The 12,485-nt window shown below is 73.4% G+C and carries 12 protein-coding genes; 6 read left to right on the forward strand and 6 right to left on the reverse strand.

Annotated features, from left to right (window positions below; genetic code table 11):
- The first annotated feature begins 49 nt into the window (after nucleotides 1–49).
- Nucleotides 50–430 (forward strand): phage holin family protein, encoded by a 381-nt coding sequence (locus AB0J97_RS05635; protein ID WP_357698972.1) that lies wholly within the window; start codon nucleotides 50–52, stop codon nucleotides 428–430.
- Nucleotides 431–440: 10 nt separating this feature from the next.
- Nucleotides 441–1,772, forward strand: a complete 1,332-nt coding sequence (locus tag AB0J97_RS05640) for an aromatic amino acid ammonia-lyase (RefSeq protein ID WP_364084903.1) — start codon at nucleotides 441–443, stop codon at nucleotides 1,770–1,772.
- On the opposite strand, the gene AB0J97_RS05645 is transcribed toward AB0J97_RS05640, so the two are convergent.
- Nucleotides 1,714–2,727: a LacI family DNA-binding transcriptional regulator gene (locus AB0J97_RS05645; protein WP_364084906.1), complete on the reverse strand. Its 1,014-nt coding sequence runs from the start codon at nucleotides 2,725–2,727 to the stop codon at nucleotides 1,714–1,716. The genes AB0J97_RS05640 and AB0J97_RS05645 overlap by 59 nt on opposite strands.
- A 211-nt stretch (nucleotides 2,728–2,938) precedes the next feature.
- On the opposite strand from AB0J97_RS05645, the gene AB0J97_RS05650 reads away from it, so the two are divergent.
- Both AB0J97_RS05650 and AB0J97_RS05655 read left to right on the forward strand, forming a co-directional pair.
- A complete protein-coding gene (locus AB0J97_RS05650; RefSeq protein WP_364084909.1) occupies nucleotides 2,939–3,799 on the forward strand; it encodes an amidohydrolase in 861 nt (286 codons plus the stop codon).
- Nucleotides 3,800–4,052: 253 nt separating this feature from the next.
- Nucleotides 4,053–4,589, forward strand: coding sequence for a cysteine dioxygenase family protein (locus tag AB0J97_RS05655; RefSeq protein WP_357698964.1), 537 nt, complete (start codon nucleotides 4,053–4,055; stop codon nucleotides 4,587–4,589).
- Here AB0J97_RS05655 and AB0J97_RS05660 read toward each other — a convergent pair.
- Complete coding sequence (locus tag AB0J97_RS05660) at nucleotides 4,561–5,226, reverse strand: (2Fe-2S)-binding protein (RefSeq protein WP_357698962.1); 666 nt, start codon at nucleotides 5,224–5,226, stop codon at nucleotides 4,561–4,563. The two genes, AB0J97_RS05655 and AB0J97_RS05660, sit on opposite strands and share 29 nt — an antisense overlap.
- 14 nt (nucleotides 5,227–5,240) lie before the next feature.
- Nucleotides 5,241–6,407, reverse strand: a complete 1,167-nt coding sequence (locus AB0J97_RS05665) for an MFS transporter (protein ID WP_364084913.1) — start codon at nucleotides 6,405–6,407, stop codon at nucleotides 5,241–5,243.
- Between the two features lie 87 nt (nucleotides 6,408–6,494).
- Between AB0J97_RS05665 and AB0J97_RS05670 the strand changes: the two genes are divergently transcribed.
- The gene (locus tag AB0J97_RS05670) at nucleotides 6,495–7,466 is read left to right on the forward strand and encodes a LacI family DNA-binding transcriptional regulator (protein ID WP_357699467.1); all 972 of its coding nucleotides are present in this window, start codon (nucleotides 6,495–6,497) and stop codon (nucleotides 7,464–7,466) included.
- On the opposite strand, the gene AB0J97_RS05675 is transcribed toward AB0J97_RS05670, so the two are convergent.
- Nucleotides 7,429–8,766 (reverse strand): MFS transporter, encoded by a 1,338-nt coding sequence (locus tag AB0J97_RS05675; protein ID WP_364084916.1) that lies wholly within the window; start codon nucleotides 8,764–8,766, stop codon nucleotides 7,429–7,431. The genes AB0J97_RS05670 and AB0J97_RS05675 overlap by 38 nt on opposite strands.
- 59 nt (nucleotides 8,767–8,825) lie before the next feature.
- On the opposite strand from AB0J97_RS05675, the gene AB0J97_RS05680 reads away from it, so the two are divergent.
- Entirely contained in the window at nucleotides 8,826–9,812 is a 987-nt protein-coding gene (locus AB0J97_RS05680; RefSeq protein WP_364084919.1) for an ArsR family transcriptional regulator, read from the forward strand.
- Nucleotides 9,813–9,846: 34 nt separating this feature from the next.
- On the opposite strand, the gene AB0J97_RS05685 is transcribed toward AB0J97_RS05680, so the two are convergent.
- Together AB0J97_RS05685 and AB0J97_RS05690 are read right to left on the reverse strand one after the other, a co-directional pair.
- Entirely contained in the window at nucleotides 9,847–11,748 is a 1,902-nt protein-coding gene (locus AB0J97_RS05685; protein ID WP_364084922.1) for a hypothetical protein, read from the reverse strand.
- Nucleotides 11,733–12,461, reverse strand: a complete 729-nt coding sequence (locus AB0J97_RS05690) for an ABC transporter ATP-binding protein (protein WP_364085639.1) — start codon at nucleotides 12,459–12,461, stop codon at nucleotides 11,733–11,735. The genes AB0J97_RS05685 and AB0J97_RS05690 overlap by 16 nt, the downstream gene beginning before the upstream one ends.
- Nucleotides 12,462–12,485: the final 24 nt, after the last annotated feature.

Below are 12,485 nucleotides of genomic sequence, written 5' to 3' on the forward strand. Positions count from 1 at the left end.
TCCGTCCGTCTATCGCGCCGGCGATCGCGAAGTGGGAGGATCAACCAGCGTGAGATTCATCATCAGAACCGTGGCCGCGGCCGCCGCCCTCTGGGTCGCCATCCAGTTCCTCGACGGCATCAAGATCACAGCCCCCGAGAACTCGGCCAAGTACTGGGGCGTCCTGCTCCTCGTGGCCCTGATCTTCGGCGTCGTCAACGCCATCGTGAAGCCGATCGTCAAGGCACTGGGCTGCGCGGTCATCGTGCTGACCCTGGGGTTGTTCCTCCTCGTCATCAACGCGGCCATGCTGCTGCTGACGAGCTGGATCGCCGGTCAGTTCGACATCCCCTTCCACGTCGACAACTTCTACCCCGCCGCCTTCTGGGGCGCGATCATCATCAGCGTCGTCAGCTGGCTGCTCGGCCTGTTCATCCCCGACAACGACTGACCCCCTCCCCATGCAGCTCAACGGCGCGGACCTGACCTGCGCCCAGGTACACGAAGCCGCCCACGGCCGGGCCCGGGTCACGATCGGCTCCCTCGATCGGGCCCGGGCCTCGTGGGCCACCGCCCAGGGGCTGACCGGCCCGGTCTACGGCCGCAGCACGGGCGTGGGCGCCAACCGGGACGTCCGGCTCGACTCCCCCGGTCTCGACCTGCTGCGCAGCCACGCCTGCGGAGCGGGCCCCCTGGTGGAGGCCGAACGTGCGCGGGCGATGCTCGTCGTGCGGCTCAACCAGCTCATGGCGGGCGGTTCGGGCATCGACCCGGCCGTGCTGCCCGTCCTGGCCGACGCGGTCGCCGGGGGGTTCACGCCGCCGGTCCGCACGTACGGCGCGATCGGCACCGGCGACCTGACCGCGCTCGCCACCACGGCCCTGTGCCTGCTGGGCGAGGTGCCCTGGCGGCGAGCGGGCGAGGAGGCGGCCGGGCCGCGCTTCGCGCTCGCCTCCGGCGACGCGCTGCCCTTCATCAGCTCGGGCGCGGCCACGCTGGCCGACGCCGCCCTGGCCTGCCATCGCCTGGGCGAGCTGCTGGAGGCCGCCGTGGAGGTGGCCGCGCTGTCCTTCACCGCCGTGGACGCCTCCGCCGAGCCCCTGGCCGCCCCCGTCCAGGAGGCCAGGCCGCACGCGGGCCAGTCGCGCGTGGCCGGACGCCTGCGCGGCCTGCTCACCCACGAACCGGCCCCCCGCGTCCAGGACCCGTACGGCTACCGCGCCTTCGCCCAGGTGCACGGCGCGGCCGTGGACGCGTTGGAGCGTGCCACCGCGACCGTCGAGACCGACCTGAACGCCGCCACCGAGAACCCGCTCGTCACCGGCACCCTGGCCTGGCACAACGGCAACTTCCACTCGGCCCCGGTGGCCCTGGCACTCGACGCGCTGCGGGCTGCCTTGGCCCATACCGCCCAGCTCAGCACCGCCCGCCTGGCCACCCTCATGAACCCCGCCTACACCGGGCAGCTCCCGTTCCTGGCCGACCGGCCGGGCGCCTCCGGCCTCATGATCCTGGAGTACGTGGCCCAGGACGCCCTGGCCGAGCTGCGCCACCTCGCGGCCCCCGTGACGACCGGGACCGCGGTGATCTCGCTGGGCACCGAGGACCACGCCGGTTTCGCCACCCAGGCCGCCCGCCACGCGCTGCGCTGCCTCGAACCGCTGGAGATCGTGCTGGCCTGCGAGCGCGCCGCCGCCGTACGGGCCCGCAAGGGGGCGCGGCCCGACGGCCGGCTCACCGACGAGCTGGACGAGGCGCGGGCGGCGCTTGCGCGACCGAGCCACGCTCCCTGAGTGTCGGCTCCTGGACGACGCGGCGGCGCCGGGTGCCGCCGTCGGCCGCGGCCGCGATGAGACGCACCGCGGCCCTGACGATGCCGTCGATGTCCCAGTCGACGGTGGTCAGGCCCGGGGTGAGCAGCCCTGACATGGGATGGTCGTCGTAGCCCATGACCGACACGTCGCCGGGGATGGACAGGCCAAGCTCCTTGGCCGCGGCGTAGACGCCGTAGGCGATGGAGTCGGCGAAGCAGAAGACCGCCCCCGGCCTGGACGTGGAGAGGATCTCGTGGGCCGCCGACGTGGCCGCCGCCAGGTCGTGGGGGGCCGAGACGACCTCGATGTCGAGCCCCAGGCGGTCGGCCTCGGCCAGGACGTGCACGTCGGCCGGACGGTCGGGCGTGCTGGCCTGGGTGGGCGTGAGCACGGCGACCCGGCGGTGACCGAGCCCGGCCAGATGTTCGAGGGCCAGCGTGACGCCCCGGCGGTTGTCGAAGACGACCTCGCCCGCCGTGCCCGCCAGCGCGTCGCCGATCGCGACGACGGGCAGCGACTCGCACAGCTCGGCCCAGAACGGCGCGGCCGGATCGACCGGCTGCACGATCAAGCCGTCGACGCGCTGGTCGCGGAGCTGCTGGGCGAGCACGCGCTCACGCTCGGGGTCGCCGACCGCGTCGAGGATCAGGGCATAGCGGTCTTTCTCCCGCAGGCCCCTGCTGATGCCGACCGCCAGCGACTGCTGCCACAGGTCTTCGAGCGAGCCGCAGAGCAGGCCGATCATGCCCGTGCGACCGCTGGCCAGGGCCCTGGCGATGGGGTCGGCCTCGTAGCCGAGCTCGGCGGCGGCGGCGCGGACGCGCTCCATCGTCTCCTCCGAGACCTGCATGCCGCGCAGCGCATAGGAGACGGCCGCCGGAGACAGACCGGTCGCGCGGGCCACTTCCCTGATCGTCGCTCTCTTCCGCGGCATCCAGCCAGCCTATTGCCTGCCACCGACAGAAGCCGGGTTCCCGCTCGGGCTCGCGTCCTTCTTCTTGGTCCGGTCTCGACGTGCGAAGCGTTGACAAATAGGACAGTGAAGCGGTTCACTGAACCGTATCACTGAAACGGTTCACAGGTTTGATTTCGCAGTACAGTTCGTTTACCTGTAATCTCAGTAGGAAATAGAGGGAGGTGTGATCGTGAGCATCGACGTGCATCAGCATCTGTGGACGGACTCGTTCGTCGCGGCGCTGCGCGCTCGCACCGCGCCTCCCCGGCTCGACGGCTGGACGCTGCTCCTCGACGGCGAGCCGCCGTACGAGGTCGATCCGGCCGACCACGGGCACCGGGACACGACCGGGCTCGACCTGGCGCTGGTGTCGATGTCGAGCCCGCTGGGCGTGGAGTTCCTGCCGCCGGAGGAAGCCTGGCCGCTGATCGACGCCTACCACGAGGGCGCGCTCGCGCTGGGCCGGCCGTTCGGGGTGTGGGCGGCGACCTGTCACAGCGAGCCCGATCCTGAGCGGCTGGCCAAGGACCTCGACCGGGGAGCGGTCGGGTTGCAGATCCCGGCCACCGCCGTACCGGACGACCGGCTGCTCGACGTGCTCACCGAGCGGGATCTGCCGCTGTTCGTGCATCCCGGCCCGGCCGCCGTGCCGCCGCCGCCGGGGGCGCCGTCGTGGTGGCCGGCGCTGGTGCCGTACGTGCAGCAGATGCACGCGTCCTGGCACCACTTCCACGCCGTGGTCAGGCCCCGGCATCCTCGGCTGCGGGTGTGCTTCGCGCTGCTGGCGGGCCTGGCGCCGCTGCACTCCGAGCGGCTCATCGCCCGGGGCGGCACCGGGCGCGGCCTGGTCGACCCCGGCTTCTACGTGGAGACGTCCTCGTACGGGCCGCGTGCCATCGACGCGATCGTCCGCGAGCTGGGCATCGACGTCGTCGTCAACGGCTCCGACGCCCCGTACGCCACCGCCCCCGACCCCGGCCTCGGCGCCGCCGCCCTCCACGCCATCCGCTCCACCAACCCCCGCCGCCTCCTCTCCCTCCCGACCCCATGACCCCCGCGAGCAAGCACCGGCACCTGGCCGTCAACCCCACCCCACGCAGTGGGGCGGTTGACCCCGCGAGGGAGCGCCGGCCTGCGGGCGACCGAGCCGCCTCACGCAGTGAGGCAGTTGAACCCGCGAGGGAGCGCCGGTGCCTGGAGGAGCGGCGGGAGCGAAGCGACCAGAGCGGGGGAAGGCGCCGGCATTCCGGCGACCGAGCCGCCTCACGGAGTGAGGCCATGAGATACAGAAAGGAGACTCGTACGTGAGTGACATCCAGATCCAGGGCGGCGGCGTGTGTGCCGGGCTGCCGGAGCGCGCGCTCGACCGGCGTGAGCTGCGCGACCTGGTCGACGAGCTGGCCGCCAACCCGCAGGAGTGGCGCGAGATGGTCGACTTCCCGACCGACGGCGGACGGCACTACGCCTCCCTGTACCGGGACGCCTACGTGGACGTCTGGGTGCTGTGCTGGCGTCCCGAGGACGACACGGGCTGGCACGACCACGACATCTCCTCGGGCGCGGTGCACGTCGTGCAGGGGGCGTTGCAGGAGAGCAACCCGCGCATCGGCGGCGAGCACCTGGAGACCGTGGTGCCCGCCGGGCAGTCGTTCTCGTTCGGGCCCGACCACATCCACCGGCTCGGCGGCGCGGAGGGCGAGAGCGTCTCGATCCACGCCTACTCTCCGCCGTTGTGGCGGCTCGGCCAGTACTCGATCGACGACAGCGGTGTCATGCGCCGCGTCTCGGTGAGCTACGCCGACGAGCTGCGTCCTATGGACGAGCCTGTCGCGGTGGCCTGAGCACGCAGCAGCTCCCGCACGCCTCGACGTCGGGCAGGGTGATCCACAGGCAGCACGTCCTGCGGAAGTAGCCGTCGTCGGCGGGCTCGACCAGCCCGTCGACCGGCCTGCCGATCTCGGCGAGCAGGGCCATGTAGTCGCCCTCGACGATGGTGACCAGCGGATGGGCGAACGCCTCGGCGGTCGAGCCCCACAGCGTGCGCTCGCCGACCTTGGCGAGCACGCTGATGGCCTTGACCAGCGGCTGCTGCGCCTCGGCCAGCGACTCGCGGATGGGCTCGACGCCCGTGCCCCAGGTCACCCGGCTGGCGGCGATGGTCACGCCGGCGTCGGAGACCTTGAAGTAGGTGTCGGCCAGCCGCATGACCGGGACGCGGCCGTCGAGGGCCCAGCCGAGCGCCATGGGCAGGCTGTGCCAGTAGCCGAAGGTCTTCCAGAACAGCGCCGCGCCGACGTGCCTCGGCGCGTTCCAGCGCGCCGCCGTCTGCGCGACCAGCTCTTCCAGCAGCGTGTACGGCTCCCGCACGAGATCGGCGGCGGCCGTCCAGCTCTCGTCGGGGTCGATCACGAGGCCGGGCTCGACCCCGATGACGCCGCCCCGGCCGTCGGCCAGGCGCTGGAGAGCCTCGGTCAGCACGCCGCGAATCCCTTCTACAGGTTAGCCTTACCTAAGGTAGCAGGGCGTCCGGCCAGCCATCCAGCCACCAGCTGCGCTCCGAGGACGCCCAGGCCGACCGTCAGCGGCAGGGTCCAGCCGCCCGAGAGTTCCCTGAGGTAGCCGAACAGCAGCGGACCCAGCGCGGCCACCAGGTACCCCACCGACTGGGACACGGCCGACAGCGCGGTCACGCCGGCGGGATCGGCCGGGCGCAGCGCGATGATCAGCAGCGCCAGCGCGAACGAGGCCCCCTGGCCGACGCCGAGCACGATCATCCACAACCACGGCACGGTGGCCGGGGCCAGCAGCACGCCGAGGTAGCCGAACACGGTCAGCACGCCCGCGCCCACCACGTACGGCACCTGCGAGGCCCGGCGGCCGGCCAGCACCGGCACCGCGAGCGAGGTGGCGACCTGGACCAGGTTCGTCAGGCTGAGCAGGTAGCCGGCCTGGTCGGCGGGCAGGCCGGCGTCGAGGAAGATCGTCGGCAGCCAGGCCAGCATGACGTAGAAGGTGAGCGACTGCAGGCCCATGAGGGCGGTCACGTACCAGGTGACCCGGCTGCGCAGGATGGCGCCGAACGGTCTCGGGCCGCCCTGCTCGGCCACCCTCCCCCGGACCGCCTGCGGCAGCCAGAGCAGGGCCGCGACCAGCGCGGGCACGGCGAGCAGCGCCGAGACGCCGCGCCAGTCGAAGCCGGTGGCCCGCTCCAGCGGGATCACCAGGGCCGAGGCCCCGGCCGCGCCGGCGACCACGGCCGAGACGTAGACGCCGGTGAGCAGGTTGACCCGGGTCGGGAAGTGCTGCTTCACGATGCCGGGCATGGAGACGTTCATGACGGCGATGGCGGTGGCGGCCAGCGCGGAGCCCAGGTAGAGCATGGGAACGCCGTCGAGCCCGCGCAGCATCTCGCCCGCCGCGACCACGAGCAGGCCGGCCAGCAGCGTCCTGTCCAGGCCGATGCGCCGCGCGAGCAGCGGCGCGAGCGGGCCGAACACGCCCAGGCAGACCACCATGACAGTGGTGATCGCGCCGCCGGCCGACGGCGACAGCCCCAGGTCCTTCATGATCTCGTCGAGGAGCGGCGACAGGCCGGCGATGGCGGGCCGCAGGTTGAGCGCGGCCAGCACGAACCCGGCCACCAGCAAGGCGTGTCTCAACGGCATAGGGCACCTACTCTGGCACAGGCGTCTGACAGCGTTGTCCGCCTGGGTGGAGTAGGACATGATCCATGCGTGAGACCGACGATGAAGGACGTCGCGTCGGCGGCGGGCGTGGCGCTCAAGACCGTCTCGCGCGTCGTCAACGACGAACCCGGCGTCCATCCGGCGACCGCCGAGCGGGTGCGGGCGGCCATCGACCGGCTGGGCTACAGCCGCAACGAGAGCGCCCGGGGGCTGCGCACCGGCATGACCGCCACGATCGGGCTGGTCATCGAGGACGTCGCCGACCCCTTCTACGCCGGTCTCAGCAGGGCCGTCGAGGACGTCGTCATCGACCACGGCTGCCTGCTGCTCAGCGGGTCGTCGGGCGAGGAGCCGGGCCGGGAGCGCGAGCTGGTCCAGACGTTCTGCGCGCGCAGGGTGGACGGGCTGATCGTCGTCCCGGCGGGTGACGACCACGCGTACCTGCGGGGTGAGCTGGAGACCGGTACGCCCGTGGTGTTCGCCGACCGGCCGCCCGAGCCCGGGATCGACGTGGACACCGTGCTCGCCGACAACGCGGGCGGGGCCGAGCAGGCCGTACGGCACCTGCTCACGTACGGGCACCACAGGATCGCGTTCCTGGGGGACGACCCGGCGATCTACACGGCGGCCGAGCGGCTGGCGGGCTACCGGCGGGCGCTCGGCGGGCTGTTCGACCCGCGGCTGGTGGCGATGCGCACGCCGTCCCCGGACGACGTACGGGCCGACCTGCGGCGCATGCTCGCCCTCGACGCGCCGCCGACCGCGCTGTTCACCGGGAACGGGCGGCTCACCGTGACCGCGCTGCGGGTCCTGGAGGGGCGGCGGCTCGCGCTGGTGGGGTTCGACGACTTCGAGCTGGCCGACCTGCTGCGGCCGGGGGTGAGCGTGGTGGCGCAGGATCCGGCGTGGATGGGCCGGGTGGCGGCCGAGCTGCTGTTCCGCCGCCTGCGCGGTGACGGCGGGCCGCCGGAGCACGTCGAACTGCCCGTACGTCTCATCCCACGCGGTTCCGGCGAACTCCCGGCGACGTAACCCCACCAGACGTGGCGGAACCGGACGACGCAGCCTCACCGGACGGCGCGACGTGACCGGCCGGCGCGGCCGGGTGCGGCGAGGCCAGGTGGGGCGAGGCCGGGTGCGGCGAGGCCGGGTGCGGCGGGCGCAGGGCCCCGAGCAGGGCCAGCGCCCCCAGGACGCCCGCCGCCCCCGCCACCACGATCGCGGGCCCCGGCCCGATCGACTCGCCCAAAACGCCGACCAGCGCCGCACCGGCCGCCTGGCCCGTCATCAACCCCGCCGACTGCAGCCCGAACGCCTGCCCGCGCCCCTCCTCGGGCACCGCGTCCACGAACCGCCGCTGCAACCCGAGCTGGTACGCCAGCCCCGCCGCCGCGCACGCGGCCAGCACCGCGGCCCACCCGATGCCCGGCCCCAGCGCGAACGCCAGCCACGGCACCCCGAGCAGCACCGCGAGCGGCGCCGACAGCCGCTCCCGCAGCGGCGGCGCGGCGAACCGGCCCACGGCGAACTCCCCCACCGCCATCCCGGCCGCCGCCGCCGCGAGCACCACGCCCGCCCGCCCCTGACCGCCCAGGTACGGCACGATCATCGCCTCCGCCCCGGCCAGGAACATCGTCGGCACCCATCCGGCCAGCAGCAGCCCGCGCACCCGGGGATCGGCCAGCAGCGACCGGTTCATGCGCAACGTCTGCCGCACGGCCCCCGTCCCGCCCCTTCCCGAGGCGGTCCGGGCCGGCCGGTCGGGCAGACCGAGGCGGAGCACCACCGCGCCGGCCACCGCCAGCGCGGCGGTGGCGGCCAGCGCGCCGGGCGCCCCGGCGAAGGCGAGGAAGGCGCCCCCGGCCGCGAGCCCGCCGACCTGCGAGGCCGCCGAGGCGACCCCGAGCACCGACCGCCCGAGCACGAACGCGTCCCCCGGCAGCACGTCCGGCAGCGCCGCCGACCTGGCCGCGCCGAAGACCGGCGAGAACAGCCCGCTGACCAGCACCAGCGCCAGCATCGCCCACACCGGCAGCCCGGCGTAGGCGAGCAGCAGGCACACCGCCGCCCTGACCAGCTCTCCGGTCACCATCAGCGCCCGGGGCCGCAGCCGGTCGGCCAGCGACAGCAGGAACATCCCGCCCACGATGTACGGCAGCCACCCCGCCATGTACGCCGCCGCCGACAACCCCGGCGACCCGGTACGCGCGTACACCAGCACGGACAGGGCCAGCATCTTGATCGAGTCCCCGGTGACGAGCAGCGCGAAGCTGCCGAACAACACCCGGAACTCCTTGACGGCGAACACGTCGCCGTACGTCGCCGCTCTCACACCCCCGATGCTGCTGAACCGGCTCCCGGCAGGGCCACAGTTTCGGATATAACCGAAAGATGGCACTGAAGATCCAGGTGTCCCCGCAGGACCTGGTGGCCAGCCGGTTCGCGATCTCGCCGCTGATCGAGACCATGCACGCCCACTGGACGCTCGACGGCAGGAACGAGCCGGGCGTGCACCGCCGGTGGGTGGAACGGTGGCGTGGCCCGTACCTCGACCTGGTGCGACGGCATCCGGCGCTGCGCGCGCTCGCGGCGGTCAGCGGCAACAAGGGCGACGCGAACGTCGACTTCATCGCGCCACCCCCGGCCGGGATGAGCGTGCCGTTCGAGACCGAGCTGGCCTCGATGCGCCGGACCCCGGTGGCCCAGGCCCACGAGGAGGTCACCAAGGTGCTGGCGGGACTTCCGCCGCTGCCGGAGCAGCTCCGGGACGTGCTGTTCTCGCCACGGGTGGTCCAGGTGCTGGCGGACGCGTACGAGGCCCTGTGGCGGGAGATCGTCTCGGTGAGCTGGCCGCGCTTCCACACGATCCTGGAACGCGACGTGATCCAGCGCGCCGGACGCCTGGCCGCCTACGGCTGGGCCGCCGCGCTCGACGACCTCAGCGACCAGGTGCGCTGGCGCCAGGACGGGCACATCGAGGTGCGCCTGCACACGCTGCACGGCCTGCACGTGCTGGGCGGCAAGGGCCTGCTGTTCCTGCCGACGGCCTTCTCCCGTTCGGTGGGGGCGTACCTGGAGGAGTCCTGGCCCAACGCGCTGGTCTACCCGGCGCGCGGCACCGGCGCGGGGGTCGGCGTGCCGGACGGCGACCTGGCGCTGCTGATCGGACGCACCCGGGCGCGCGTCCTCACCGAGCTGGCCGTACCCGCGACGACCACGCACCTCGCCGCCCTGCTCGGCCAGAGCCTCGGCGCCACCGGAGGCCACCTCGCCGCCCTGCGCCGGACGGGTCTCGTCGTGGGCACCCGCACGGGCCGTTCCGTCCTTTACGCACGTACGCCCCTCGGTGACGCGCTGGTCGGCCGATCGCTGGCGTAGCGGGCCTGGCAGCTCTGGGTGCTGAGAAAGGCCGTCACGGGCCGCCGCCTCGCCGGGACTTGGCCAGGTAGTGGAGCCCGATGCCCAGCCCGGTGGTCAGCAGGACGAGCCCGAGGGCGATCATGGCGATGACGGTGGGCCATTGGAGAGGCTGCGGCAGGTGCAGGGCCAGGAACCACGATCGGGTGACCTGGCCGGTGGTCAGCATGAGTGCGGGCACGACGCCCTGGGCCACCAGGGGCACCCAGGACAGGGTGAGGCTCGCGATGACGTACGCGCGCCGGCCCGCCGGGGCCAGGTCGAGTCCGAGCTTGTCCAGACCGAGCCTGTCCAGGTCGAGGTCGGGCTTGGGCAGGTGCGGCTGCCTCCGGTCCAGGGCGGGGGCCGGTCGCCTCCGCCTGGGCGAGACGCCGGTGCGCAGGTGCAGGAGCAGCTCGGGCGCGCTCGCTTCGAGTCTGGTCGCGGCGAGCCGCCCCAGCAGCCAAGCCGTCGCGGCGCCGCCGCCCAGCCCCATGACCGGTCCCGCCCAGACCGGCCCCAGCCGGACCGCGAAACAGGCGGGGGCGGCGGTCGCCGCGGTGAGGATCAGCACCAGCAGCACCTGGGCGAAGTCGGTGCCGTTCTCCACCAGGTTGCCGCCTCGGCGGTGCGGGTCGGTCATGGGCACCGGTCGCAGCACCGACACCAGCACGGTCACGCCCGCGCCGCCGCCCAGCAGCGCTGGCACGAGCGCCGCCAGCCAGGGCCACAGACCGAATTCGCCGGTGAGGACGACCAGAACGGCGGTCAGGACGAGCGTCGGCGGCGCGGTGACCAGCAGCCAGGCAAGCTGACGGCCGCGCACGTCGTGGCGCGCGGCGCCGGGGACCATCATCTTGCCCCACAGCTCGGTGCCGTCCTCGCCGTAGAGGTTGGCGGAGATGGCCGCGACCCACAGGGCGAAGACCGCTCCGGTCCAGGGCAGGAAGATCGTCGCGCCGGCGGCCAGCGGCAGCAGGCAGAACGCCAGGGCGTAACCCAGGGCGAAGACCAGGTAGTGAAAGCGCAGCAGGTCCCGGGACCAGGTGCGCAACTCCCGGGCGGCGACCGCCGTCACCGGCCCCTTGGCCCAACCGCCGGAAGCCACCCGGACCGGGCGGCCGCTCGCACGCCGGGTGGTCAGCCGCCGCTTCAGCAAGGCGGCCCAGCCATACCAGCACACCGCGCCGAGCGCGGCCAGCCCCGCCAGGGCGGCGGCCACCGTCGGCCACTGTCCCTGCCCGGCCGCCCGCACGGCCACCAGACCCCAGCCGGAGGGCAGCGCCGCGACCCAGGCGGAGAAGGGCGCGGAGAACCCGGTGCGCAGGGCGGCCTGCACCAGGGGCGAGAGCACCCAGCTCGAATGCAGGCCGGCCAAGATGACGGCGCTGACGAGAGCGGCCGACGCCGCACCCGCCTTGGACCGCATGACCTGGCCGAGCACCGCGGTGACCAGCCGGGAGGCGAGCACGCACACCATCAGCTGGAGGACGACGGCGAGCGCGCCGACCGCCGTGGCCGCCGCACCGAGCCCGGCCTTGACGGCCACCACCACGAGCGCGGAGAAGGCCACGAGCGTGACCAGAGGTGCGACGCCGACGAACGCGGCCCCCGCCAGCCCGGCCGCCAGGCGACGCGGCGTGAACGACAACAACGAGAAATGCTCGGGACGCAGCGTCTCATCGCCGCCGCCGAACAGCGCCGGGCCCAGCAGCCAGCCCGCCGTCCACACGGCGAACCCCACCCCCAGCAGATCGAACGGCAGCGACGCGAGCGGGTAGTCCCGCCCCGCGAGCACGATCAGACCCCCCGCGAGGGCCGACCCGGTCAGCGCGCCGGTGACCATCTGGGCGGCCCGCCCGCCGGTCATGGAGTGCCCCAGCACGGCCAGTTTCATCCGGATCAGGAGGACAACCACGCCAGCTCACCCACCTCGGAGGTCTGGCCGGCGACCAGGCTCACGAACCGCTCCTCCAGGCTCCGGCCCGCCCGCACGGCTCCCAGCGGGCCCGAGGCCACGACCCGGCCGGAGGCGATCACCGCCACGTGGTCGCACAACTGCTCGACCACGGCCATCACATGACTGGAGAACACCACCGAGCCGCCGCCGTGCACGAACCGCCGCAGGATCACTTTGATGGTGGCGGCCGAGACGGGGTCGACGGCCTCCAGCGGCTCGTCCAGCACCAGCAGCCTCGGCGCGTGCAGGAGTGCCGCGGCAAGACCGATCTTCTTGCGCATGCCGGTCGAATACTCCATCACCAAGGTGCGCTCGGCCCTGTCCAGCTCCAGGATCTCCAGCAGTTCGCCCGCCCGCCGCTCGACCTCCTGGAGGTCCATGCCGCGCAGCAGGCCGGTGAAGCGCAACAGCTCCCGGCCGGTCAGCCGCTCGGGCATGGACAGCCCGTCGGGCAGCACACCGATCAGTTCCTTGGCTCGCGCGGGGTCGGCCCACACGTCGAGGCCGAAGACCTCGGCCCGTCCGCCGTCGGGACGCAGCAGCCCCACCGCCATCGACAACGACGTCGTCTTGCCTGCCCCGTTGGGGCCGACCAGGCCGTAGAAGGACCCGCGCGGCACCTCCAGATCGATGTGGTCGACCACCAGTTCGCGGCCGAAGGTCTTGGTCAGAGCGGCGAGCCGAAGCGCCGTGTC

The sequence above is a fragment of the Nonomuraea sp. NPDC049607 genome (assembly GCF_040675375.1).
Lineage (GTDB): Bacteria > Actinomycetota > Actinomycetes > Streptosporangiales > Streptosporangiaceae > Nonomuraea.